A 23,351-nucleotide genomic window follows, 5' to 3' on the forward strand; every position below is an offset into this window, starting at 1 on the left:
GCTCTAGCCGGGGGCCGCTCTAGCCGGGGGCGGGTCTAGCCGGCGGCGGGGCTCCGGCCGGCGGCGAACGCGTCCAGCGCGGCGACCACCCGCTCGCCGATGCCGTGCCCGCTGCCGTGGCCGCCGGACTCCACGATCTCCAGCCGCGCGTCCGGCCAGTCCCGGGTCAGCTGCCAGGCGATGTCCGGCGGGCCGCTGACGTCCAGCCGGCCCTGCACCAGGACCCCCGGAATGCCGGCGAGGCGGCCCGCGTCGCGCAGCAGCTGCCCGTCGGGCAGGAAACCCCGGTTGGCGAAGTAGTGCGTCACCAGCCGGGTGAACCCGTACCGGAACACCGGGTCGGCGTACCGGGGACTCGGCGCGTACCCGCCGGCCAGGGACACGTGCACGTCCTCCCAGTCGCACCAGTCCCGCGCCGCCTTGTCCCGCACCGCCGGGTCCGGGTCGGCGACCAGCCGGGCGTACGCGGCCGACAGGTCACCGTCGCGGTCGGCCTCGGGCACCCCGTCGCGGAACCGCGCCCACTCCTGCGGGAAGATCCGGCCCATGTCCCGGGTCAGCCACTCGATCTCGCGGCTGGTGTTGGCGACCACGCTGAACAGCACCAGCGCGCTCACCCGCTGCGGGTGCCGTTGCGCGTACGCCAGGGCAAGCGACGACCCCCACGACGCGCCGCACAGCAGCCACCTGTCGATCCCCAGGTGCGCGCGCAGCGCCTCCATGTCGGCCAGCAGATGCCCGGTGGTGTTCACCGACAGGTCCGTTGCCGGATCCGAGGCCGGGGGAGTGCTGCGCCCGCAGCCACGCTGGTCGAACAGCACGATCCGGTACGCGGCCGGGTCGAACAGCCGCCGCCAGGACGCGCCCGCGCCCGACCCGGGCCCACCGTGCACCACGAGCGCCGGCAGCCCGTCCGGGTTGCCGCACGTCTCCCAGTACACGCGCTGCCCGTCCCCGGCATCCAGCATGCCGTGGGCGTACGGCTCGATCGGTGGATACATGTGCGGCCTCCCCGGGTCAGATACAACAGCGCTGTTACATTAGTGGACGTGACCGCCCCATACCGCGACGCCCTCGGCACCCTGCTACGCCACGTCCTGGACGTCCTCGACGGCGACGTCGCCGCCGTCCACCAGCGGCTCGGCCTCACCGACTACCGGCCCCGCTACTCACCGGTCGTCCGCGCGCTCGTCGCCGACGGCCCACTGCCCATCCGCGACCTCGCCGCCCGCATCGGCGTCACCCACTCCGCCGCCAGCCAGACCGTCGCCCAGATGCGCCGCGCCGGCCTCGTCGACCTGAGCCCCGGCGCCGACGCCCGCCACCGCATCGTCACCCTCACCGACCGCGCCCGCGCCCTGCTGCCCGCCGTCGAAGCCGAATGGGCCGCCACCACCACCGCCGTACGCCACCTCGACACCGAACTACCGGTGCCACTCGCCGACGAGCTGTACGCGGTCCTCGCCGCCCTGCGCCGCCGGCCCCTGCGCGACCGCATCGCCGACACCGGCCTGCTGGACACCCCACCGGACACCCGCGAACGGTAAGCAACGGATAGCCTTCCGGACATGACTATGCGCCCCATCCGGATCATCGGCGACCCCGTGCTGCGCACCCCCAGCGAACCCGTCACCAGCTTCGACGTCGAACTGCGCGCCCTCGTCACCGACCTGATGGACACGCTGCTCGGCGCACCCGGCCGCGCCGGCGTCGCCGCACCCCAGATCGGCGTCAACGCCCAGGTGTTCGTCTACGACGCCGACGGCCACCGCGGCCACATGGTCAACCCCACCCTGGAGGTGTCCGACGAACTCCAGGACGACGAGGAAGGCTGCCTGTCCATCCCCGGCCTGTACTTCCCGACCCCCCGCGCCATGCACGCCACCGCACACGGCTACGACCAGCACGGCGAACCGCTCACCATCACCGGCAGCGGCTTCCTCGCCCGCGCCCTGCAACACGAGACCGACCACCTGCGCGGCCGCCTCTACGTCGACACGCTGCGCGGCGACACCCGCCGCCGCGCCCTGCGCGAGATCCGCGCCGGCCGGTTCGACTCACCCAGCCGCGGCCGCTGACGTCAACGCGCACTCGGTGAACCCGGCCACCCGGGAGAACCCCAGCCGCTCGTACAACCGCACCGCCGCGGCGTTGTCCGCCCGCACGTTCAACGTCACGTGATCCACCGACGCGCGCAGCCGGGCGCACAACGCCGCCACCACACCCGCACCCAGACCCCGCCCCCGCACGTCCGGATGCGTCGTCACGTTCCCCAGCGCCGCCACCCGCCACCGCGGCGAGAACACGTGCACCCCCGCCACCGCCACCAGCCGGCCACGCTCCCGAACCCCCACGTACTGGCCCGTCTCCAGCATCCGCGCGTCGAACCAGTTCCCCGGATACGCCACCGCGTACAACCCGGAAAGCTCCGCCGCGTCCGCCGGCCCCAACGGCTCACCCACCGCCGGCACCGCCGCCAGCCGGCCCGGATCCGTCAACGCCATCCGGTGATGCGCCGCCGCCTCCGACACCACGAACCAGCGGGACACCACCGCCTCCAGACCGGGGGACAGGTGCGCCCACATCCGCGCCGGCAACACCGGCGCCGCCTCCGACACCAGCGCGGCCAGATCCGCCACCCGATCCGGTGCCGCGAACGCCAGCAACGTCGGCAACTCCACCCCGTGATACAGCAACACCACCTGGTCCCCACGCCGGAACCACGACGTGTACGGCCAGAAGAAATCGTCCAGATCACCCAACTGGTACGCGTGCAACACCGGATCCCCGCCCAGCAGACCCGCCAGCACCGCCCGGTCGTGCTCCGCCCGCACCGCCACCGCGATCAGCCCGCCATCCACTGGTCGTAACCCAACCGGGCCACCAGCGCCAGCACCACCACCAACAGCACCACCCGCACGAACCCCGCACCCCGCCGCAACGCCATCCGCGCGCCCACCGCAGCCCCCACCACGTTGCACACCGCCATCGCCGCACCGAGCGCCCACCACACGTGCCCGGTCAACCCGAACACCACCAGCGCACCCAGATTCGTGCCCGCGTTCACGACCTTCGCCATCGCCGACGCGTGCACGAAATCCGAACCCAGAATCGCCGTGAACGCCAGCACCAGGAACGTCCCCGTACCCGGCCCGATCAACCCGTCGTACAGGGCGATACCCAGACCGGCCACCGCCACCGCCACCACCACCCGCGCCGGAGTCCGCCGCTGCGGCGACGCCACCACACCCAGCGACGGCCGCGCCAGCACGAACACCGCCACCGCCACCAGCACCACCAGCACCACCGGCCGGTACGCGCTACCCGGCACCGCACCCGCCAACGCCGCACCCAACCCCGCCGTCAGCACCGCCAACCCGGCCGCCGGACCCGCCACCGCCCAGTCCAGCTTCGTCCGCCGCGCGTACGTCACCGCCGCCGTCGACGTACCGAAGATCGCCGCCAGCTTGTTCGTGCCCAACGCCGTCGCCACCGGCACACCCGGCGCCGCCACCAGCAACGCCGGCAACAACAACAGACCGCCGCCACCCACCACCGCGTCCACCCACCCGGCCAGAAGGGCAGCGGTCAGCAACGTCGTCAACGACAGGGCATCCACCGCCGCATTCTGCCCACGCCGCCACCAACGGCGAGGCCCCCTGTGGCCAGCCTCACCGCCCCCGGCGACGCCGCAACCACACCCCGACCGACCCCACCGCCACGAACACCAGCATCGAACAGCACAACAGTTTCAGCACCCGGCAAGACTCCCACGACGACGTAGGGTGTCCAGGTGCGCCTGGCCACCTTCAACCTGCTGCACGGCCGCTCCCTCACCGACGGGCTCGTCGACCCCGACCGGCTCACCGCCGCCGTCACCGACCTCGACGCCGACGTCCTCGCCCTCCAGGAAGTCGACCGCGACCAGACCCGCAGCGGCAAACTCGACCTCACCGCGGTCGCCGCCCGCGCCCTGCACGCCGACCACCACCGCTTCGCCGCCGCCGTCGTCGGCACCCCCGGCGAACAGTTCCGCCCCCTCACCCACGACGACGACGGCCACGGCGAACCCCTCTACGGCATCGGCCTGATCAGCCGCCACCCCGTCCGCTCCTGGCAGGTCACCCGCCTGCGCGCCGCACCCGTCCGCTCACCCATCTACGCACCCGGCCCCGGCGGCGGACTCGTCCTGCTCCGCGACGAACCCCGCGTCGTGCTCGCCGCCGTCCTCGACACCCCCCACGGCCCCCTCACCGTCGCCGCCACCCACCTGTCCTTCGTCCCCGGCTGGAACGTCTGGCAACTACGCCGCGTCGTCCGCGTCCTGCGCACCCTGCCCGCACCCCGGATCCTGCTCGGCGACCTCAACCTGCCCGCCGGACCCGCCGCCGCGCTCACCCGCTGGCAGCCCCTGGCCCGCCGCCCCACCTACCCGGCCGGGCAACCCCGCGTCCAACTCGACCACATCCTCGCCGACCGGCACGGCCTCGACCGGCTCCCACCCGTCACCGCCGTCCACACCCCGCTGGCCACCATCTCCGACCACCGGCCCCTCGTCGTCGACCTCGGCTGACGCTCACCCCAGACCGCTCTGCCGCCGCGCCGCCTCCACCGCGTTGCGGAACAACATCGCCACGGTCGTCGGACCCACCCCGCCCACACGCGGCGTGATCGCACCCGCCACCTCCGCACACGACTCGTCCACGTCCGGCAGCAACCGCCGCCCCTCGTACCGGACACCACCACCGACCACCACCGCACCCGGACGCACATGCTCCGGCCGCACGATCCCCGGCACCCCCGCCGCCGCGATCAGGATCTCCGCCCGCCGCGTGTACCGCGGCCAGTCCGCCACACCCGTGTGCACCACAGTCACCGCCGCGTTCGCCGTCGGCCGCTTCTGCGCCAGCAACATCGCAAGCGGCCGCCCCAACGTCGCACCCCGGCCCAGGATCACCACCTCCCGGCCCGCCACCGGCACACCGTGGAACGCCAGCAACGCCTCGATCCCCGCCGGCGTACACGGCAACGGACCCGGCAACCCCAACGCCAGCCGGCCCATGTTCACCGGATGCATCCCGTCCACGTCCTTGTCCGGATCCAGCTCCGCCAACGCCCGGTCGTAGTCCAGGTGACCCGGAATCGGATACTGCACCAGCACCCCGTGCACCGTGGCGTCCGAGTTGAAATCCGCCAGCACCGCGTGCAGATCCACCTGCGACGCCGACGCCGGCAGATGCACGTGCGGCGACACGAAACCCAGGTCGGCCGCCTGGCGTTGCTTGATCCGGATATAACCCGCGCTCGCGTCGTCGTCACCCACCAGCACCGTCGCCAGCGCCGGCGTCACCCCCGCCGCACGCAGCTCCGCCACCGACGCGGCGACCTCCGACAACACCCGCTCCGCCACCGGGGCACCCGGCAGCAACCGCGCAGAAGACATACGACACCTCGCCCGCGGAGGCCCAGGCGGTCGACCCCCACGACGAGCTCCCCGATGGTTCACCCATCCCCGTGCCGCCAGTCGCGTTCCCCCTCAGCCTGCCACAGCCTCCGCCGCCACCGCCTCCACCACCGCCTGCCACCCCGGCAACGCCGCCAGCAGACCGTCCGCCCGCCGCCGCCGATCCGCCGCCGACGCCACCCCCAGATCCGCCAGCACCGCCCCGAACGCCCGCTCCCGCTCCGGCGCCACCGGACCCGACACCACATGACACCGCGCGTACGTCACCAGCACCCAGAACATCGCCTCCCGATGCCGGCCCGCCTCGATCAGCTCAGCCGCACCGTCGAACACCACCGGACGCCCCGCCGCACCCAGATCCGCCCCGAACGCGAACCCCTCCCGCGGCAACCGCGCCACCTCGTCGAACACCACCGCCAACCCGGCCAGATGCTCCCGCACCCGCGCCGCGTCCACACCCGCCCCGCCGCCGTCAAGCGTGTCCAGCAGCCCCGGATACCGATCCGCGAACCCGAACCGCGACAACACCCCCTCCGCCCGCACGTACCGCCGCCGCACCGTCGGATCCACCAACCCCGCCACCGCCGGCCACACCGCCAGCAACGACGTCGGAAACACCCACGCCAGCACCTGCTCCGCGGTTGGCGGTTCGGCGTCGACCGCCCGCAGACCGGCCTCGATCCGCCGCCGCACGCCCGCGCACCGCGCCCGCACCCACACCGGATCCGCGAACCCCGCCGCCACCCGCTCCCGCACCGCGGCCAGCCGGCCCGACGGATCCGCGATCACCCCATCGGTACGGAACATCGGCGCGAACACCCACGACCCCAGCACGTCCTCCGGGCCACCCAACTCCTCCCAGGTGACAGTGCTGACCTCCAGCAGCACCCCCCGGTGCACGAACTTGCCCACCTTCGCGCCGGGCTCACGGCGCACCAGCAACACGTCCACGTCCGACGACACCGGCAGCACCGCGTCATCCGGCAACCCCACAGTCGACCCGCTGAAGAACGCCCCCTCGATCAACGGATCGACGCGCATCCGCTCCCGCACCCACCCGACCGCCACCGCCCGTGCCGCACCGACTCGCATCCCGCCGATCCTGCCAGCAGGTCGGACCGCCGCGCGCCCGTCACCGCGGCGGCGTCAACCCCGACAACGCCCGGTTGGTGCGGTTCGCCGCCACCGCCGCCCGCTGCTGACCCGCCGTCACCTCGATGTACGTCTGCGACGACGCCAACGACGCATGACCCAGCAACCGCATGATCTCCGCCGCGCTCGCCCCGTCCTCCGCCAACCGCGTCGCGAACGTGTGCCGCAACGCGTGCAACCGCGCGCCCCGCGGCACCCGGTCACCGATGCCCGCCCGCCGGTAACACGACTCCACCAGGTACTGCAGACCACCCCGCCGCAACGGCTCACCCTGACGGTCCACCAGGAACGGCGCGTCCGGCCGCACGCTGCGCGACCCGAACCGGTGCCGCCGGCTGTCCAGATAACCGGCCAGCACCCGGTCCACAGCGTCCTCGATCGGCACCGTACGCGGCCGCCCGCCCTTTCCCGCCACGTCCACCCGCCGCTCGCCGGCCCGCCCGGCCACCGACGACACACGCAGCGCCAGCAGTTCCGACAGCCGCAACCCCGCGCACAACGCCAGCGCCAGCACCGCCAGGTCGCGCTCCGGCCACGGATCACGCTGCCGGCCCTCCGCGCGCGCCACCGCCGCCAGTAGTTCCTCCGGGGTGTGCTCGCCCCGCAGCGGCTTGGGCCGGGGGAGAGGCGTGCGGGGCCGGCCCACCGCGGGCATCGGATTTCCCGGTACGACGCCCTCGGCGACCAGGAACGTGAAGAAGCTGTTCCACGTCGACCAGGCGCGATGGACCGACGCGGCGGCGCGGGGAGCGGCGAACCGCGCGAACGCCGCGCGCATCACGCGGGGGGAGAGGGCGCTGACCGCCAGCCGGTCCAGGGGGAGGGGAGTGGCGTCGCCGGCCGCCGCCACCAGCTCGGCCACTGTGGTCAGATCCCTCCGGTACGCGGCCAGGGTGTGCGGTGAGGGCTTACGGGTGGCCCGGGCGGTGAGAAACTCCTCGATGAGAGCCTTCACTGTTTCGTCCGGTTTGTCATGCATAAGGGATATTATGCATGATTCTCGCGTTCCCGCCAGGAGGCCCACTTCGGGGGAGCGCGGGCGATCAAGGCGATGATCAACTCCATCTCGCCGAGACGGCGGTAACGCAGTGCTCCGATGCAGCCACCTCGGCGAACTGGCGGCAACTCCGGGCGATCATGGTTGACCGGGAATGCTTTTGTCGCCGCCAACTTCATGATCGGTGGACGGTGGGTGGAGCGAGGTGGGGTTCAGGCGATTGGTGCCTGTCTGCGGGCAACGCCGGCGACATCGTGTCTGTCGGTGCGAGCCGGTTGGCGGCGGACGGCGAGCTCACTGTCGGTGCCAACCTCGCCAGGTCGAGCACGCGGCACGACAGGGGTGACTGCTTGACCCGCCGGCACCCGACGCTCTGCCGAAGCGGTTACCTGCTCGCGCGAGCGCTCGGGGAGGTCCCCGTCTCCGGTTTGCTTGACATAATGTGCATTATCGAATCTGACGACGGGGTGCTCAGGCAGGCTTTTATGTCCTCCGCGCCGAGCGCGTCCGACATCTGTCACTTCTCATTCGTCCTGAGCCATTCTCAACTTGAGGCATCTCCTGAACCTGCCCGCCTCGCTGCGCCTCGTGGCACCAGTCGAGGTAGGCGAGGGCGCGCCACCCTGAAACGCAGCTCCCGGCGGGTCATTCGTTGTCGCGGATCTTCGCCCCTGCCCCCGCCTCTCTCCCCCACGATGGAGAAGGTGAGGACCGTTCGCAGCCGGCGCGGGCGGTGAGCCCGGCCCGGAGCCGCGCAGGCCACGGCCGACCCCCGTGCTGCGCCGGCCTAGGTGTCCTGCGGACGCGGTTCGGTGGTGGCGCGGTGGTAGCGGCCGGCGAGCGTACGCACGAGTTCGACGAGTTCCGCGGGTTCCGTCACGGTGAAGTCGACGCCGAGCAGGCCGAGGTGGACGGCGAGCGCCTCGATGCTGTCCGCGCCGGTGTCCAGCAGACAGTGGGTGTCGTCGACCGGGGTGATGGTGCCGATGGCGGCGTTGATTTGCTCGATGAGCTGTTCGGCCGGTGCGTGTACGACGACCTGGGCCCGGTACCGCCATGCGGCCGACGACACGCCCCGGCGTACCTGGTCGACGGCTTCCTCGGGGAGATCGCGGGGGATGAATCGGGGGCCCGTCGGGGTACGTGGGTGGAGCCGGTCCACCCGGAACGTTCGCCAGTCGGCCCGCTCGACGTCGAACCCGACGAGATACCACCGTCGTCCCCAGTTGACCAGCCGGTACGGTTCCACCTCGCGCCGGCTCTCGGAGCCGTCGTGGCTTCGGTAGCCGAATCGCAGGCGTTCGTGGTCCCGGCAGGCTGCGGCGAGGACACTCAGCCTGTCCGCGTCCACCCGCGGGCCCAGGTCGTCCCGCGGCACCACGACGGCGTACCGCTTGAGGGCGTCAACGCGACGCTGGAGTCGCGCCGGCAGCACCTGCTCCAGCTTGGCCAGCGCGCGCAACGAGGTCTCCTCGACCCCGGTGATCGTGCCCCCGGCGGCAGTGCGCAGCCCGATCGCCACCGCGACCGCTTCCTCGTCGTCGAGCAGCAGCGGCGGCAGCGTGGCCCCGGCGCCGAGTCGGTAGCCGCCCACCGCGCCCCGGCTGCCGTGCACCGGATAGCCGAGGTTCCGCAGGCGGTCCACGTCGTTGCGAACGGTCCGGGTGCTGACCGACAGCCGTTCGGCCAGTTCGGCGCCGGTCCACTCGCGGGGTGTCTGGAGTAGCGAGAGCAGGCGCAGCAGCCGCGCCGCGGTTTCCAACATTCTTCGCAGTATGCCAGTTTATTAGGAACGGGCCTTGCCTAATTTCCTCCTACGCTGATGACCATGACGAACGACAGCACGGTCGCACCGTTCCGGATCGACATCCTTCAGGCCGAGCTCGACGATCTCCAGCAGCGGCTGGCCCGCACCCGGTGGGCGGAGGAACTGCCCGCGGACGAGTCGGCGCCGGCTGGTCCGGTGCCGCCCGGTTGGGAGTACGGCGTCCCGGTGGGCTACGTGAGGCAGCTGGTCGAGCGGTGGCGCACCGGGTACGACTGGCGGGCCTGGGAGGCGAGGCTGAACGCGTACCCGCAGTTCACCACCGAGATCGACGGCCAGAACATCCACTTCCTGCACGTGCGGTCGCCGGAGCCGGACGCGACGCCGCTGATACTGACCCACGGTTGGCCGACCTCGGTGGTCGAGTGGCTGGATGTGATCGGCCCGCTCACCGAGCCACGAGCGCACGGCGGCGACCCGGCGGACGCGTTCCACCTGGTCATTCCGTCGGTGCCGGGTTTCGGCTTCTCCGGGTCGACCCGGGAGCGCGGCTGGGACCGGTACCGGGTGGCCCGGGCCTGGGCCGAGCTGATGCAGCGGCTCGGCTACGACCGGTACGGCGCGGCCGGCAACGACGGCGGATCTCGCCCGAGGTGGGCCGGGTCGATCCTGAGCACGTCTGCGGCGTGCACGTGACACAGGTCTTCTCGTTCCCGTCGGGCGACCCCGCCGAACTGGCCGGCCTCTCCGAGGAGGAGCGCGGCAAGCTCGCGTTCGCCGAGTGGTTCACCCAGAACCGGGGCGCGTACGACAAGCTCCAGTCCACCGAGCCGCAGAATCTGGCGCACGCTCTAGCCGACTCCCCGGCCGGCCTGCTGGGCTGGAACGCGCAGCTGCTCGGCGCTTCGCTCGACCCGGATTACGTGCTCACGAACGTGATGATCTACTGGCTGACCAACACAGCCGCCTCAGCCGCCCGGTTCTACTACGAGGACGCGGCGGCGGCCCCCGTACAGCAGAAGTCGAACGGCCGGGGCACCACCGTGCCGAAACCGACCACCGTGCCCCTCGGCCTGGCCAACTTCGCCTGGGACTACCAGTCGATCCGGACGTTCGCCGACCGCGATCACGAAAACATCGTCTCCTGGAACGTCTACGACCGGGGCAGCCACTTCGCCGCCCACGACGCGCCCGATCTGCTCGTCCACGACATCCAGCAGTTCTTCCGCAAGGTTCGCTGATCCGCCGCCGGTTGCAGGCGGACCCCATCAGACCCCCAGTCTTCACACGAACGGAAACCCTCATGTATCTCGTCATTGGTGCCACGGCTCAGTTCGGACGTCAGGCAGTAGAAGAGCTGGTCGCCGCGGGTGCGCCGGTACGGGCGCTGACCCGTACCCCGGAACAGGCCGGGCTCCCGGCGGAAGCCGACGTCGTCCAGGGCGATCTGACCAAGCCCGAGACGCTGCCAGCGGCGCTGGCCGGCGTCGAAGCCGCCTTCCTGGTTCTGCAGTACGGGATGGATGTCGCTCCGCTATTGGCGGCCGCGGGGCGGGCCGGGGTGCGGCGGCTGGTGTTCCTGTCCTCGGGGGCGATCGTCCCGGGCGCCGAGCGGCAGCCCGACGTAATCGCCCAGTACCACCGCGACGTCGAGCAGGCCATCGAGGCGTCTGGGATCGAGTGGACGTTCCTGCGGCTTCTCTTCCCCGCCATCAACTCGTTGGCGTTCGGGATGCAGCTCCAGGGCGGTGACGTCATTCGCGCGCCGTACGCCGAAGCCGCGTTCAGCGCCGTGCACGAGAGGGACGTCGCCGAGGTGGCCGCGCGGATCCTGACCGGCGGCGGCCAAGCGGGGCGGGCCTACGACCTGACCGGCCCCGAGTCGCTGACCCAGGCGCAGCAGGTCCGCATCCTCGGCGAGACGTTGGGGCGCCCGCTCACCGTCGAGGACCTCGACCCAGAGCCCGTGCTGGAGCAGATGAGCCAGTTCATGGACCCCGAGTTCGTGGCGGCGCTGTTCGGTCTCATGGCGCAGGCGGTCGGCAGGCCCGCGCCGGTCAACGACGTCATCGAGCAGATCACCCGGCACCCCGCGCGTACCTACGCTCGGTGGGCCGCGGATCACCGGGCCGACTTCGGCGGCTGATCGACGAGGCTGGGGCGGCATCCGCCGCCCCTGCCATACGATGGAAAGGACGGCACGGTGGCACAGGTGCTGCGGCGACGGGAGCTGGGACGAGCCCTGCTGGCCCGTCAGATGCTGCTGGAACGGGCCGATGCGACCGCCGAGGAGGCGGTCACCCGGCTGGTCGGCATGCAGGCGCAGGCGCCCTACGCGCCCTACTTCGGGCTCTGGAGCAGGTTGCGGAAGCTCGGCACTGCCGACCTGACGGACGCGCTGACCAAACGCCGCCTGGTGCGGGTCGCGCTGATGCGCAGCACCGTCCACCTGGTCACCACGGCGGACTACCGCTCGTTGCGGCCATGGGCGCAGCCCGCGCTCGACCGTGAGCTGGACACCGCGTTCAAGACGATCCTGACCGGTCTGGACCGTGCGGCCGTGGCGGAGTCGGGCCGGGCATTGCTCGGCGCACGACCCCTCACCCCGAAGGAACTCGGCGCGGCGCTGCACGAGCGGTGGCCCGATCGCGAGCCCCGCGCACTCGCCACCGTGGTGCGGAACCTGGTACCGCTGGTGCAGGTGCCGCCACGCGCCGTCTGGGGCGTCGGCGGCACCACCCGGTACGCGACGGCGGCCTGCTGGACCGGAGCCGAGCCCGCCTGCGCCGCCGACTCCGAACACGTCGTGCTGCGCTACCTCGCCGCGTTCGGCCCGGCGTCGGTCGCCGACGTGCAGACGTGGGCCGGCCGAACCCGGCTGCGGCCCGTCCTGGAGAGGCTGCGGCCACGGCTGGCGGTCTTCCGCGACGAGCACGGGGTGGAGCTGTTCGACCTCCCGGATGCGCCACGCCCCGACGCCGACGCCCGCGCGCCGGTTCGCTTCCTGCCCGAATACGACAACCTCCTGGCCTCCCACACCGACCGCACCCGCGTGATCTCGGAGGAGGCCCGCAAACGGGTCATGACGCGCAACGGGATGCGCGCCACCTTCCTCGTGGACGGGCAGGTGACGGGCGCCTGGAAGCTCCGTCCGGGCAAGGCGTCAGCGACTCTGGAGATCGACCCGTTCCGGCCGCTGACCGCCATCGAGCGCGCCGAGATCGAGGCCGAAGGCGCCCGGCTGCTGGAGTTCGCCGTGCCCGGCGCCGCCCACGACCTCCGCGACGGCACGGCCCCGTCCGTCGGCTCCGAGGACAAGGTGACCAGTGAGGAAACCGGTCAGCAGTGATCGAACCGATGCGCTCTCATGATCATCCGAATGTCCCGGCGCGGCCATGGGGAGTGGGGCCGTCAAGCGGCGCCTCTCCCCCGCGTCGGCCGGCGCGACGGTCGGCTCAGACCGGCTGCGGGTCGCGGTGCTCGGCGTCGCCCGCCTCCTGGGCGTCCTCCTCGACGGACCGCAGATCGGGCATGGCGCGCACGGCGGGCGCGAGGGCGGCGACGACGGCGAGCGCCAGCATGACGGCTGCGAAGCTGCCGAACACCATCGGGGCCGGTACCTGGTCGATCAGCAGACCGGACAGCGCCGGGCCGAACGGCGCGACGATCAGCGCGATGAAGCTGGTGGCGGCGTTCGCCCTGCCCTGGAGGTCGCCGGGGGTCAGCAGCGTCTGGAGGGTCAGCATGCTGATGTTGGCCGCCGGTACGACGAGGACGCAGGCGCCGGCCAGCGCGCCGAGGAGCAGTCCGTTGTCGGTGGTGGCCATGGCGGCGGTCAGGACGCCGCAGGCCCAGATGACGGCGAGGATCAGCCAGCGGGTGGGTATCCGGGCGGTCAGCCAGGACGCGACGAGTGACCCGGCGACGGCGCCGAGCCCGACGCACGCCATGACGGTTCCGGCGGACAGGCCGGAGGCGCCGTTGCGGACCGGCACGACGATGATCGCCAGCAGCACGCCGGCGAACGCGAAGTTCAGGACGGCGCCGCTGAGCAGCGTGAACCGCAGTGAGGGGTGGCGCCACAGGAAGCGGACACCGGCGACCGCCTGCCGGGGCAGGGACTCCCCCGGCTCGGTCAGGGACCGGCCGAGCGGGCCGCGCAGCAGGGCCACGGCGACGAGGGAGACGGCGTAGGACATCGCGTCGACGAGGAACGGCAGTGCCGGGGCGAGGCCGAACAGGAAGCCGCCGAGCGGTGGGCCGGCCAGGTGTACGACGCCGTTGCGGGTCTCGTTGAACACGGTCGCCGTACGCAGGTCGCGGGCCGGGACGACGGCGCGGGTCGCCGCCGCGGCGGCGGGTTGCAGCGCGGCGCCGAGACCGGCGGTGGCGGCGGCGAGGACGGCGAGCAGCAGGACTGGTGCGTCTCCGACGAGGGCGAGGGCGATGACGCCGGTGACGGCGAGCAGGGCGCCGCCGTCGCAGCAGAGCATGAGGATGCGCCGGTCGCGGCGGTCGGCGAGCAGGCCGGCGGGCAGGAGTACGAGGACGAGGGCCATGCCCTCGGCGAAGGCGACGAGGCCGGCGTCGGTGGCGGAGCCGGTCATCATCAGGACGAGCAGCGGTGTGGCGACGGCGGTGACCTGGGTGCCGAGTTTGGAGGCGGTCCGGGCGACGGTGATCAGGAGGAAGTCGCGGTTGTGTCGCAGGCCGGTGGGCGGCATGGGGGCTCCGTTGGCGTGGTGGCGGGCGGGAGGTCGGCTCCACCGGCTGTGGGGCGGGTTGACGACGGACCCGGGCGGGCGGGGGGGCCGCCCGCCCGGGTCGCCAGGCGGATCAGGTGTGGCCGGGGCCGGTGGCCCTGTCGCCACTGCCGTCTCAGCCGTTGCAGCAGGCGATGCTGATGCTGCTGGACTGCGGCGGGACCGCGTGGCGGGTGCCGTTCTGCGTGGCCATGGCCTGCAGGTTGAGGAGCTTCGTCATGGGGGTTCACCTCCTTCGTGGGTGTGGTGGTCGGGCCTCCGGTGTCGGCCGGAGGGCCGTCGGTGGGTCCGACGGGGTCTGTGGGTGCCGGCTGGTTCAGCTCGCGGCGAGGAGGTGGTCGGTGGACGCGACGTGGGTGGGCGCGTCGAGGAAGGGCAGGGTGACTCCGGTGCGGTGCAGCGCGGCGTGCATCGCGGACAGGATTCCGGCGCCGCCGGCGGCCAGGTCGGTCGAGATCCGCAGCAGGGTGTCGCCGGGGAACGCGAGGCGGCCGTCGAGGGCGTACGCGTGCCAGGCGAGCCGGGTCAGGTGTGCCGGGTGGTGGCGGGTCGCGCCGTCGCGGACGAGGGCGACGGGGCGCGTGGCGCGCGGCCGGTGCGGTGGTGGGTCGTCGGCGAGCAGGGCGGCGGTGGCGAGCAGTCCGGCGCGGCCGTGGAAGAGGCCGGGCAGCAGGACGAACTCGACGTCGACGGTCCGGCGGACGGTGGTGACGACGTCGCGCAGCCAGGGGCGTTCGCCGTGGTGGAGCAGCGTGTGTGCGGCGACGGCGATGCCGGCGCTGCCTTCGTCGAGGTAGAACAGTCGTCGTGCGCCGTCGCGTACGTGCAGGTTGCCCTTGTCGTCGCGGACGGTGTGTTCGAGGTCGCGGCGGACGGCGGTGCGGGCGGCGCGCAGCCAGGCGGGGTCGCCGGTGGCTTCGTGGAGCCGGGTGAGGAGGACGGCCGGGCCGGACCAGCCGCGCAGCAGGCCGGGGCGGGCGGGTTCGGGTACGGGCTGTTTCGTGTCGCCGGTGAGGGTGCGGGCGAGCCGGTCGCCGATGCGCAGGGCGTCGTCGGGGACGGGCCGGCCGGTGCGGAGCAGGGCGAGTCCGATGCCGGCGAGGCCGCTGTGCAGGCCGGGGCCGTACCGGTCGTGGAGGCCGGTGCGACATCGGTCGAGCAGTTCCGCGGCGTCGTCGTGGCGTCCGGTGCGGTCCAGCAGCGCGGCGATGCCGGCGAGGCCGTCGTAGAGGCCGAGGTGCGTGGTGGGTAGGTGCCGTGCGGCGCGGACGAGCCAGTCGAGGTGTTCGTCGCGTTCGGGGTAGTCGGCGCCGGTGGTGACGAGGGCCCAGATGACGCCGGCGGCGCCGTGCGCGAGGGTGGCGCCGCCGTGCGGGAACTGTCCGGGGTCGCCGGGGAAGAGCCGGTCGGTGCGGTGCGGTGTGGCGGTGGCGCGGATTCCGGCGGCGAGTGATTCGAGCAGCGGGGTGTGGTCGGCGGTCTGGGCGGTGGGCCAGGGGAAGCGGGTGACGCGGCTGCGGCCGGGTGCCGTGGTGGCGGCGCCGTCGGTGGTGGGCGCGGTGCGTGCGGTGTGCAGGTCGTCCCGGATGCGCTGGAGGTAGCCGGCCGGCAGGGGGAACCGTCGGGCCGCGGTCGTCAGGTCGTGGAACTTCTCGTCGGTCAGGGCGGTGAGCTGGGTGATCGGTAGGAAGACGGCGAGCCGGAGGCAGGCCAGCGCGTACCTGTCGACGGCCGGGCCGCGGCGTATCCGCGGGGTGGCGAAGCCGGGGTCGCCCAGTGACGGGGTGAAGTCCTCGTCGACCAGGTACGCCTGTTCGAAGTCGACGAGGACGATCCGGCCGTCGGGTCGGATCATGACGTTGGCGGTGTGCAGGTCGCCGAAGACCACTCCCCTGGCGTGTACCTGGGACAGTGCGGTCTCGACCCGGTCGATGACGTCGAGGGCCCAGGCGGTGTAGTCGGCCAGGTCCTGGTCGGTGGGGTCGGGGTGGATCAGGGGGTGCCGCATGGCGAGGTGGTGTTGCAGGGTGTCCCCCTCGACGAACTCCTCGACCAGGAATTCGTGTTCCCACCAGGTGAGGCGGTCGAGCAGTCGTGGTACGCAATCGAGGCCGGCGAGGCGCCGCAGCATGTCCTCCTCGCGGCGCAGGCGGGTGAGCGCGTCTGTGCCGGCTCCGTCGAGACCGGCCAGTGGCCGGGCTTCGCGGAGGACGACGGTGCGGCCGTCGCGCAGGTCGGTGGCGCGGTAGACGCCGCCGGCGTTGGAGTGGTGCAGGACCTCGTCGATGCGGTAGGGCGGGTCGTCGTGGGTTTCGGCGGCCACCGCCGCGATGCGTTCGGCGACGAAGTCGGGTACGGGGGCCCAGTCGGGCACGGTGAAGACGGGTTCGCGCCGGTCGGGGACGAGGGCTCCGTCGGGGCGTACGACGGCGGGGACGGGTTCGTCGCCGTCGACGCACCAGAGTTCGGCGAATCCGCCGTAGCGCAGGTAGAGCGGGCCGTCGTGCCAGCGCAGGTCGCTGAGGACGTACGGGCCGCGGTAGCCGGCGAGCCGGGCGCCGAGGTCGTCGAGGATGCGGCGCAGGGCGGTGTCGTCGGCCGGGTACAGGGCGGCGAGTTTGCCGCTGCCGGCCCGGTGGGCGTACTTCTCGTTGTTGACCAGGGCGAGCCGGCGGCTGCGCTGGAACTTGAAGGCGACGTGGTGGCGGACGCAGTGGTCGCGTACCAGGTCGAGCACGTCGGCGGCGTCGTCGAGGCCCACTGACACGTGCACCTTCCAGCCCTGTTGCGGCAGCTGCGCCTGGGTGGGGTGCCACATGACCCAGCCGCCGTGCTCGGCGACGCGCCAGCCGGCGGGCGGGGTCTGGTCGGCCAGCGGGAACCGGCTCGCCGTGTCGGCGACGTACGCCGGTAAGTCGACGTGGACCGGGTCGGCGATCAGGAACGCACCGGGCGTGGGCATGGCAAACCTCGCGGCCGTGACGGATGGGACGGGTGTCCGGGGCGTTCGGTGTGTCGCTGCCGTCGTCCGGACTGGTTCCATCGTGGTCGTAGCCGGCCGGTCCTGGCGTCCGGCCGTGGGGCGAGGTTCGGGGTCCTCCCCGGCCCGGTGCCGGGCGCCGGGGGTCCGTCTGGAAGGTGACACCGGATGTCACCCGGTACGGGGACGTCCGCGGGGCCCGGTGTCGGCCAGAATTCGTCGCGTACGCGGGCTGTGCGCCCGCCTTTCCCTGTTCTCTGGAGGTCCGTGATGAAGACCGAGGTCCAGTCGCCGCCGACGGTTGTGCTCCTGCAGGCGCAGCGGCCGGCCGGGTGGGTGACTGTCGCGCGTGGGGTCGCGTTGGACGGCCGGCGTTGTCTGCTGAGGACGGTGGGTGCCGGGCGGCCGCGGTCCGGTGACGCGGTGCGTCTGGTCGGGGTCAGCGGCGCGGAGGTGCGACCGCTCACTGTCGCCGAGGTGTCGGTGCTGCACCGTGACCCGGCGGACCTGCTGATGGTGTCGATCGCCGGCGAGGTGGTTCCCGGTGGGTACGGCACCGACGCGTCGGCGGTGCGCCGGGTGCTGGCGCTGCTCGCCGACGACACGGACCGGCGGTGGCGGGTGGCCGCGGACGCCGCCGGTGACGTCGTACCGTCGGTGGTGCTGGTGGGGGCGGGCCGGCCGGGTGTGCCGGGCCGGCCGGCGGCGCCGGTGACGACGCACCGGGTGAGCGCGGCGACGCCGCCGCCGGACGGTGACGGCGGCGGTGACGACGACGGCTCCCCGCTGTCCTGGACCTGCCGGTTGTTCGGGATCGGCTGCCCGGCCGAAGACTCCTAGCCGCCGATGACCACGGTGACCGGTGCGGTGGCGCCGTCCGGCGCGGCGCGGGCTGCGAGATGGTGGCGTCACGATCTTCTGCTGCTGCCGGTGCTGTGCCTGCTCGACCTGTTCACGGCCTCGTCGGTGGTGATCCAGAGCGAGCCGGTCGGCCCGGCCCGGCAGTGGCTGCAGGTGCTCGCCGCGGTGCTGTCGATCGGCGCCCTGTGGTGGCGGGCCCGCGCGCCGGTCGCCGTCTTCGTGTTCGAGTGCGCCCACGGCGTGGCGATGTGGTTCCTGGTGCACGACTACCGGCCGTGGGTGGGCCTGATCGTCGCCCTGTACACGGTGGCGGCGTTGCGGCCGTTCGTGGTGTCGGCGGTGGCGTACGCGGCGGCGTGCGCGCGTAGCCTGCTCAGCGCGCTCGATTCGTTCCGGGTGGAACCGAACCCGGGCGCGCGGGCCGGGGAGTTCGTGGTCACCGCGTTGATGTTCGCGCTCATCTACGCCGCCGCGTGGGCGGCCGGTTCGGTGGTGCGGCGGCACCGGCGGCGGGTGGCCCAGCTGGAACGGGAGCGGCGGCTGGCCCGGGCCGAGGCGGTGGCGTTGGAGCGTCGCCGGATCGCCGCCGAACTGCACGACGTGGTGTCCCACTCGGTGACCGTGATGGTTCTGCAGGCCGCCGGTGCCGCCCGGATCAGCGCCTCCGACCCGGAGCGGACCCGGGAGGCGCTGCTGCACATCCAGCAGGCCGGGCAGCAGGCGATGGCGGAGCTGCGCCGGCTGCTGGCGGTGATGCGGGCCGAGTCGGGTCCGGCGGGCGACGGTGAGCCGGGCCCGCAGCCGCGGCTGGACGACATCGAGGTGCTCCTGACGTCGATGCGGTGCGCGGGGCTGACGGTGACGATGTCCGTGTCCGGCAGTCCCCGGCCGCTGGATCCGAGTATCGAGCTGGCGGCGTACCGGACGGTGCAGGAGAGCCTGACGAACACGCTGAAGCACGTCGGGCGGCGTGCCTGCGCGACTGTGCATTTCGCGTGGCAGGAGCGGGTGGTGTTGCTGCGTGTCGACGACGACGGCACGGGCCGCGACCCGGGCGGTACGGCGGCGGGGCTGTCGACCGGCAACGGGCTGGCCAGTCTGGCCGAGCGGCTGGAACGCGTCGGTGGTCGCCTGGTCGCCGGGCCGCGTCCGGAGGGCGGGTTCCGGGTGAGCGCGACGCTGCCGGTCGCGCAGCGCGGCGATCTCGTGGCGGCGCCGGGTGACGGCGGGGTGTCCGCTGTCGGGTGAACGCGTGTCCGCTGTGCGACATCCGGCTAGCCGCCGACGCCGGCACCGATGATCATGTGGTGGGGCCGCGGTCACGGCCGCCGAGGACGGGAGCCTTCATGATCCGGGTGCTGCTCGCCGACGACCAGCCGCTCGTACGGGCGGGACTCGCGATGCTCCTGACGAACGAGCCGGACATCGAGGTCGTCGGCGAGGCCGACGACGGGGCGCAGGCCGTGGAACTCGGTCGCCGCCTGCGCCCGAACGTGGTGCTCATGGACGTGCGGATGCCCGGCACCGACGGTCTGGCCGCCACCAGGTCGATGGCCGAGGAGAAGCTCATCGACGACGCCGACCGGCCGGTACGGATCATCATGCTGACCACCTACCACGTGGACGAGGCGGTGCACGCCGCGCTGCGGGCGGGCGCCTCCGGTTTCGTGCTCAAGGACGCCGCGCCCGAGGAACTGGTGTCGGCCATCCGCGCGGTGGCCGCCGGGGAGGCGTGGCTGGATCCCGCCGTCGCCCGGCGGCTGCTCGACGACCTCGCCTCCCGGCCCGACCCGGGGCTGCCCACACCGGTCCAGATGCGCGGGCTCACGCCGAGGGAACGCGAGGTCCTGGTGCTCATGGCGTACGGGATGTCGAACCGGGAGATCGCCGAGCACCTCGTGCTCGGCGACGCGACGGTCAAGACCCACGTCAGCCGGGTCCTGACGAAGCTGGGGATGCGTGACCGGACGCATGCGGTGGTGGCCGCGTACCAGTGCGGCCTGGTGGAACCCGGCACGGCGCCGCCGGCCCGGATGGCCGGCCTGTCCCGCTGAGGCCCGTGGCGCGGCCGGGGGCCTCAGCGGGGTACGGCGGTCAGGCGCCGACGTAGTCGGCGAGGTGTTCGCCGGTGAGTGTGGACCGGGCGGCCACGAGATCGGCCGGGGTGCCCTCGTAGACGATCCGGCCGCCGTCGTGACCGGCGCCCGGGCCGAGGTCGATGATCCAGTCGGCGTGCGCCATGACGGCCTGGTGGTGCTCGATCACGATGACGGACTTCCCGGCGTCGACGAGCCGGTCGAGCAGTCCGAGCAGCTGGGCGACGTCGGCCAGGTGCAGGCCGGTGGTCGGTTCGTCCAGGACGTACACGCCGCCCTTGTCCCCCATCCGGGTGGCGAGCTTGAGCCGCTGCCGCTCCCCTCCGGACAGGGTGGTGAGGGGCTGACCGAGCGTGAGGTAGCCGAGGCCGACGTCGGCGAGCCGGTCGAGGATGGTGTGGGCGGCCGGGGTGCGGGCCTCGCCTTCGCTGAAGAACGTCTCGGCCTCGTCGACGGACATGGCGAGGACCTCGCTGATGTCGCGGCCGCCGAGGTGGTAGTCGAGGACGGCCGGCTGGAACCGCTTGCCTTCGCAGTCCTCGCAGGTGCTGGCGACGCCGGCCATCATGCCGAGGTCGGTGTAGATGACGCCGGCGCCGTTGCAGGTCGGGCAGGCGCCTTCGGAGTTGGCGCTGAACAGGGCGGGTTTGACGCCGTTGGCCTTGGCGAAGGCCTTGCGGATGGGGTCGAGCAGGCCGGTGTAGGTGGCCGGGTTGCTGCGGCGGGAGCCGCGGATGGCGGTCTGGTCGACGCTGACGACGTCCTCGCGTTTGGCCAGGGAGCCGTGGATGAGGCTGCTCTTGCCGGAGCCGGCGACGCCGGTGACCACGACCAGGACGCCGAGGGGGATGTCCACGTCGACGTCGCGCAGGTTGTGGGTGCGGGCGCCGCGGACGGGCAGCGCGCCGGTGGGCGTACGCAGCTTGTCCTTGAGGGTGGCGCGGTCGTCGAGGTGGCGGCCGGTGGTGGTGTCGCTGGCGCGCAGGCCGGCGACGGTGCCCTCGTAGCAGATGGTGCCGCCGGCGGTGCCGGCGCCGGGACCGAGGTCGACGACGTGGTCGGCGATGGCGATGGTCTCGGGTTTGTGTTCGACGACCAGGACGGTGTTGCCCTTGTCGCGCAGTTGCAGCAGGAGGTTGTTCATGCGGGCGATGTCGTGCGGGTGCAGGCCGATGGTGGGTTCGTCGAAGACGTAGGTGACGTCGGTGAGGGACGAGCCGAGGTGGCGGATCATCTTGGTGCGCTGGGCCTCGCCGCCGGAGAGGGTGCCGGCGGGCCGGTCGAGGCTGAGGTAGCCGAGGCCGATCTCGACGAACGAGTCGAGGGTGTCCCCCAGTGCCTTGAGCAGCGGGCCGACGGAGGGTTCGCGCAGGTCGCGTACCCAGGTGGCGAGGTCGCTGATCTGCATGGCGCAGGCGTCGGCGATGTTGATGCCGTTGATCTTCGAGGAGCGCGCTTCGGGGGCCAGCCGGGTGCCGTCGCAGTCGGGGCAGGTGGTGAACGTGACGGCGCGTTCGACGAAGTTGCGGATGTGCGGCTGCATGGCGTCGACGTCCTTGGCGAGCATCGACTTCTGGATGGCCGGGATGAGGCCGGTGTAGGTGACGTTGATGCCGTCGACCTTGACCTTGGTGGGCTCCTTGTGGAGCAGGTCGTCCAGTTCCCGCTTCGTGTAGTCGCGGATGGGCTTGTCGGGGTCGAACAGGCCGCTGGAGCGGAAGATGCGGCCGTACCAGCCGTCCATGGTGTAGCCGGGGATGGTGATGGCGCCCTCGTTGAGGGACAGCTTCTCGTCGTAGAGGACGGTGAGGTCGAAGTCGGTGACGGCGCCGCGGCCCTCGCAGCGGGGGCACATGCCGCCGAGGCGGTTGAAGGTGCCCTTCTTGGTCTGGGTCTTGCCGGGGCCGCGGTCGACGGTGATGGCGCCGGCGGCGCGTACGGAGGGCACGTTGAAGGAGTAGGCGTTGGGTGGGCCGATGTGGGGGTCGCCGAGGCGGCTGAACAGGATGCGCAGCATGGCGTTGACGTCGGTGGCGGTGCCGACGGTGGAGCGGGGGTCGGCGCCCATGCGTTCCTGGTCGACGATGATGGCCGTGGTGAGGCCTTCGAGGATGTCGACCTCGGGGCGGGACAGGGTGGGCATGAAGCCCTGGACGAAGGCGCTGTAGGTCTCGTTGATGAGGCGCTGGGACTCGGCGGCGATGGTGCCGAACACCAGTGAGCTCTTGCCGGAGCCGGAGACGCCGGTGAAGACGGTGAGGCGGCGTTTGGGTATCTCGACGTCGACGTTGCGCAGGTTGTTCTCGCGGGCGCCGTGGACGCGGATGATGTCGTGGCTGTCGGCGTGGTGCAGGCCGGTGGTGGCCTTGCTCATGGTGTCTCCGTCCGGTGTTGCGGGTGTCAGTCGAGCCAGCTGCCGTCGCGCATCAGGGTGCGGCCGGGCAGCTCGTCGGCTTCGCGCCAGGCCTGGATGCGGCGTGGCGTGATGCGGTACCAGCGGTAGGGCGTGGTCAGGGTACGGGGGTCGAAGCCGGTTCGGGTGGCGAAGCGGTCCCCTCGGTCGGTGGGCAGGGCGTCGATGGCGAGGCTCTCCACGTCGCCGTCGATCATGGTGACGTCGCGGGTGGGGCCGAGGCCGACGCGGGCGCGGCCGGTTGCGAGGTTGCGGCCGGTGGGGCTGCCGGCCGGGGTGGCGACGAGCAGCGTGTGGCCGTCCCAGTCGAAGGACAGGGGCACGAGGTACGGGGTGCCGTCGGGGTCGGCGGTGGCGACCCAGCAGTCGACGTCGTGGTCGAGGCGGTGGGTGGTGTCGTGGCGGCGGCGGGCGCGGGTGCGGGGCGCGTCGGCCATGGGTGCGGTCAGCGCCGCTCGTTGATGCGGATCAGGTTGCCGGTGGGGTCGCGGAAGGCGCAGTCGCGTACGCCGTAGGGCTGTTCGGTGGGTTCCTGCACGACGTCGGCGCCGCTGGCCTGGAGGCGGTCGAACAGGCCGTCGAGGTCGTCGGTGGCGAGGGTGAGCGCGCCGTAGCTGCCCTTGGCGATGAGTTCGAGGATGGTGCGGCGTTCGTCGTCGGTGATGCCGGGGTCGGCGGCCGGCGGGTGCAGGACGATGCCGGTCTCGGGCTGGTTCGGCGGGCCGACGGTGAGCCAGCGCATGTCCTGGTAGCCGACGTCGTTGCGCAGTTCGAAGCCGAGGGTGTCGCGGTAGAAGGCGAGCGCGGCGTCGGCGTCGGTGTGGGGCAGGAACGCGTAGTGAATGGTGATCGTCATGGTG

General features: G+C 72.5%; 20 protein-coding genes, 1 pseudogene and 1 riboswitch. Of the genes and pseudogenes, 9 read left to right on the forward strand and 12 right to left on the reverse strand.

From position 1 onward, the window contains the following. Positions 1-35: 35 nt before the first annotated feature. Positions 36-1,001, reverse strand: coding sequence for a prolyl aminopeptidase (pip, locus tag ACN27C_RS24100; protein ID WP_422748320.1), 966 nt, complete (start codon positions 999-1,001; stop codon positions 36-38). A gap of 48 nt (positions 1,002-1,049) precedes the next feature. Here pip and ACN27C_RS24105 point away from each other — a divergent pair, with 48 nt between their 5' ends. Beyond that, a complete protein-coding gene (locus ACN27C_RS24105; protein ID WP_422748322.1) occupies positions 1,050-1,547 on the forward strand; it encodes a MarR family winged helix-turn-helix transcriptional regulator in 498 nt (165 codons plus the stop codon). Positions 1,548-1,568: 21 nt separating this feature from the next. Then, on the forward strand, positions 1,569-2,078 hold the full coding sequence (def, locus tag ACN27C_RS24110; RefSeq protein WP_422748324.1) for a peptide deformylase: 510 nt from the start codon (positions 1,569-1,571) through the stop codon (positions 2,076-2,078). Here the strand turns inward: def and ACN27C_RS24115 are convergent. Further along, positions 2,058-2,861: a GNAT family N-acetyltransferase gene (locus ACN27C_RS24115; protein WP_120569872.1), complete on the reverse strand. Its 804-nt coding sequence runs from the start codon at positions 2,859-2,861 to the stop codon at positions 2,058-2,060. The two genes, def and ACN27C_RS24115, sit on opposite strands and share 21 nt — an antisense overlap. Then, positions 2,846-3,619 carry a sulfite exporter TauE/SafE family protein gene (locus ACN27C_RS24120; RefSeq protein WP_308212782.1) on the reverse strand — a complete coding sequence of 258 codons (774 nt, stop codon included), beginning with the start codon at positions 3,617-3,619 and terminating at the stop codon, positions 2,846-2,848. Before ACN27C_RS24120 ends, ACN27C_RS24115 begins: the two co-directional genes overlap by 16 nt. A 174-nt stretch (positions 3,620-3,793) precedes the next feature. On the opposite strand from ACN27C_RS24120, the gene ACN27C_RS24125 reads away from it, so the two are divergent. After that, positions 3,794-4,573: an endonuclease/exonuclease/phosphatase family protein gene (locus tag ACN27C_RS24125; protein ID WP_120569873.1), complete on the forward strand. Its 780-nt coding sequence runs from the start codon at positions 3,794-3,796 to the stop codon at positions 4,571-4,573. A 3-nt stretch (positions 4,574-4,576) separates the two neighbouring features. Here the strand turns inward: ACN27C_RS24125 and ACN27C_RS24130 are convergent, their stop codons facing one another. The 4 genes from ACN27C_RS24130 to ACN27C_RS24145 all read right to left on the reverse strand — a co-directional run bounded on the left by ACN27C_RS24130 (position 4,577) and on the right by ACN27C_RS24145 (position 9,378). Further along, complete coding sequence (locus tag ACN27C_RS24130; RefSeq protein WP_422748327.1) at positions 4,577-5,443, reverse strand: bifunctional 5,10-methylenetetrahydrofolate dehydrogenase/5,10-methenyltetrahydrofolate cyclohydrolase; 867 nt, start codon at positions 5,441-5,443, stop codon at positions 4,577-4,579. Positions 5,444-5,456: 13 nt separating this feature from the next. Next, positions 5,457-5,538: riboswitch (ZMP/ZTP riboswitch) on the reverse strand. Next, the gene (locus ACN27C_RS24135) at positions 5,537-6,556 is read right to left on the reverse strand and encodes a hypothetical protein (protein WP_422748329.1); all 1,020 of its coding nucleotides are present in this window, start codon (positions 6,554-6,556) and stop codon (positions 5,537-5,539) included. It overlaps the preceding riboswitch by 2 nt. A 40-nt stretch (positions 6,557-6,596) precedes the next feature. Next, positions 6,597-7,595: a tyrosine-type recombinase/integrase gene (locus ACN27C_RS24140; protein ID WP_422748331.1), complete on the reverse strand. Its 999-nt coding sequence runs from the start codon at positions 7,593-7,595 to the stop codon at positions 6,597-6,599. Between the two features lie 805 nt (positions 7,596-8,400). Beyond that, entirely contained in the window at positions 8,401-9,378 is a 978-nt protein-coding gene (locus tag ACN27C_RS24145) for a helix-turn-helix transcriptional regulator (RefSeq protein WP_121686689.1), read from the reverse strand. A gap of 63 nt (positions 9,379-9,441) precedes the next feature. Here ACN27C_RS24145 and ACN27C_RS24150 point away from each other — a divergent pair. The 3 genes and pseudogenes from ACN27C_RS24150 (at position 9,442) to ACN27C_RS24160 (ending at position 12,727) form a co-directional block, all read left to right on the forward strand. After that, a pseudogene (locus ACN27C_RS24150) lies at positions 9,442-10,619 on the forward strand (epoxide hydrolase family protein). Positions 10,620-10,681: 62 nt separating this feature from the next. After that, on the forward strand, positions 10,682-11,524 hold the full coding sequence (locus ACN27C_RS24155; protein WP_422748334.1) for an NAD(P)H-binding protein: 843 nt from the start codon (positions 10,682-10,684) through the stop codon (positions 11,522-11,524). A gap of 57 nt (positions 11,525-11,581) precedes the next feature. Continuing rightward, positions 11,582-12,727: a winged helix DNA-binding domain-containing protein gene (locus ACN27C_RS24160; protein WP_422748336.1), complete on the forward strand. Its 1,146-nt coding sequence runs from the start codon at positions 11,582-11,584 to the stop codon at positions 12,725-12,727. Positions 12,728-12,833: 106 nt separating this feature from the next. On the opposite strand, the gene ACN27C_RS24165 is transcribed toward ACN27C_RS24160, so the two are convergent. Together ACN27C_RS24165 and lanKC are read right to left on the reverse strand one after the other, a co-directional pair. Next, positions 12,834-14,102 carry an MFS transporter gene (locus ACN27C_RS24165; protein ID WP_422748338.1) on the reverse strand — a complete coding sequence of 423 codons (1,269 nt, stop codon included), beginning with the start codon at positions 14,100-14,102 and terminating at the stop codon, positions 12,834-12,836. Between the two features lie 355 nt (positions 14,103-14,457). Beyond that, on the reverse strand, positions 14,458-17,103 hold the full coding sequence (gene lanKC, locus ACN27C_RS24170; protein WP_422748340.1) for a class III lanthionine synthetase LanKC: 2,646 nt from the start codon (positions 17,101-17,103) through the stop codon (positions 14,458-14,460). Positions 17,104-17,544: 441 nt separating this feature from the next. Between lanKC and ACN27C_RS24175 the strand changes: the two genes are divergently transcribed. The 3 genes from ACN27C_RS24175 to ACN27C_RS24185 all read left to right on the forward strand — a co-directional run bounded on the left by ACN27C_RS24175 (position 17,545) and on the right by ACN27C_RS24185 (position 20,036). Beyond that, positions 17,545-17,961, forward strand: coding sequence for a hypothetical protein (locus ACN27C_RS24175; protein WP_252453328.1), 417 nt, complete (start codon positions 17,545-17,547; stop codon positions 17,959-17,961). Between the two features lie 6 nt (positions 17,962-17,967). After that, positions 17,968-19,230 (forward strand): sensor histidine kinase, encoded by a 1,263-nt coding sequence (locus tag ACN27C_RS24180; protein WP_252453325.1) that lies wholly within the window; start codon positions 17,968-17,970, stop codon positions 19,228-19,230. A gap of 98 nt (positions 19,231-19,328) precedes the next feature. After that, positions 19,329-20,036: a response regulator gene (locus ACN27C_RS24185; protein ID WP_252453322.1), complete on the forward strand. Its 708-nt coding sequence runs from the start codon at positions 19,329-19,331 to the stop codon at positions 20,034-20,036. A 40-nt stretch (positions 20,037-20,076) separates the two neighbouring features. Here the strand turns inward: ACN27C_RS24185 and ACN27C_RS24190 are convergent, their stop codons facing one another. Genes ACN27C_RS24190 through ACN27C_RS24200 form a run of 3 tightly spaced genes read right to left on the reverse strand, consistent with a single transcriptional unit; the run spans position 20,077 to position 23,347 of the window. Then, complete coding sequence (locus ACN27C_RS24190) at positions 20,077-22,452, reverse strand: ATP-binding cassette domain-containing protein (RefSeq protein WP_422748343.1); 2,376 nt, start codon at positions 22,450-22,452, stop codon at positions 20,077-20,079. 26 nt (positions 22,453-22,478) lie between these two features. After that, complete coding sequence (locus ACN27C_RS24195; RefSeq protein WP_422748345.1) at positions 22,479-22,928, reverse strand: pyridoxamine 5'-phosphate oxidase family protein; 450 nt, start codon at positions 22,926-22,928, stop codon at positions 22,479-22,481. Between the two features lie 8 nt (positions 22,929-22,936). After that, a complete protein-coding gene (locus ACN27C_RS24200) occupies positions 22,937-23,347 on the reverse strand; it encodes a VOC family protein (protein ID WP_120573776.1) in 411 nt (136 codons plus the stop codon). Positions 23,348-23,351 lie beyond the last annotated feature (4 nt).

It is taken from the genome of Micromonospora sp. WMMD1219 (assembly GCF_049315215.1).
Lineage (GTDB): Bacteria > Actinomycetota > Actinomycetes > Mycobacteriales > Micromonosporaceae > Micromonospora > Micromonospora tulbaghiae.

What these genes read in the sequence shown, in the direction of transcription:
- pip (WP_422748320.1), bottom strand. Translation starts at nt 1,001, where the DNA reads ATGTATCCACCGATCGAGCCGTACGCCCACGGCATGCTGGATGCCGGG.
- def (WP_422748324.1), top strand. Translation starts at nt 1,569, where the DNA reads ATGACTATGCGCCCCATCCGGATCATCGGCGACCCCGTGCTGCGCACC.
- ACN27C_RS24130 (WP_422748327.1), bottom strand. Translation starts at nt 5,443, where the DNA reads ATGTCTTCTGCGCGGTTGCTGCCGGGTGCCCCGGTGGCGGAGCGGGTG.
- ACN27C_RS24135 (WP_422748329.1), bottom strand. Translation starts at nt 6,556, where the DNA reads ATGCGAGTCGGTGCGGCACGGGCGGTGGCGGTCGGGTGGGTGCGGGAG.
- ACN27C_RS24140 (WP_422748331.1), bottom strand. Translation starts at nt 7,595, where the DNA reads ATGCATGACAAACCGGACGAAACAGTGAAGGCTCTCATCGAGGAGTTT.
- ACN27C_RS24145 (WP_121686689.1), bottom strand. Translation starts at nt 9,378, where the DNA reads ATGTTGGAAACCGCGGCGCGGCTGCTGCGCCTGCTCTCGCTACTCCAG.
- ACN27C_RS24155 (WP_422748334.1), top strand. Translation starts at nt 10,682, where the DNA reads ATGTATCTCGTCATTGGTGCCACGGCTCAGTTCGGACGTCAGGCAGTA.
- ACN27C_RS24165 (WP_422748338.1), bottom strand. Translation starts at nt 14,102, where the DNA reads ATGCCGCCCACCGGCCTGCGACACAACCGCGACTTCCTCCTGATCACC.
- lanKC (WP_422748340.1), bottom strand. Translation starts at nt 17,103, where the DNA reads ATGCCCACGCCCGGTGCGTTCCTGATCGCCGACCCGGTCCACGTCGAC.
- ACN27C_RS24180 (WP_252453325.1), top strand. Translation starts at nt 17,968, where the DNA reads ATGACCACGGTGACCGGTGCGGTGGCGCCGTCCGGCGCGGCGCGGGCT.
- ACN27C_RS24185 (WP_252453322.1), top strand. Translation starts at nt 19,329, where the DNA reads ATGATCCGGGTGCTGCTCGCCGACGACCAGCCGCTCGTACGGGCGGGA.
- ACN27C_RS24190 (WP_422748343.1), bottom strand. Translation starts at nt 22,452, where the DNA reads ATGAGCAAGGCCACCACCGGCCTGCACCACGCCGACAGCCACGACATC.
- ACN27C_RS24195 (WP_422748345.1), bottom strand. Translation starts at nt 22,928, where the DNA reads ATGGCCGACGCGCCCCGCACCCGCGCCCGCCGCCGCCACGACACCACC.
- ACN27C_RS24200 (WP_120573776.1), bottom strand. Translation starts at nt 23,347, where the DNA reads ATGACGATCACCATTCACTACGCGTTCCTGCCCCACACCGACGCCGAC.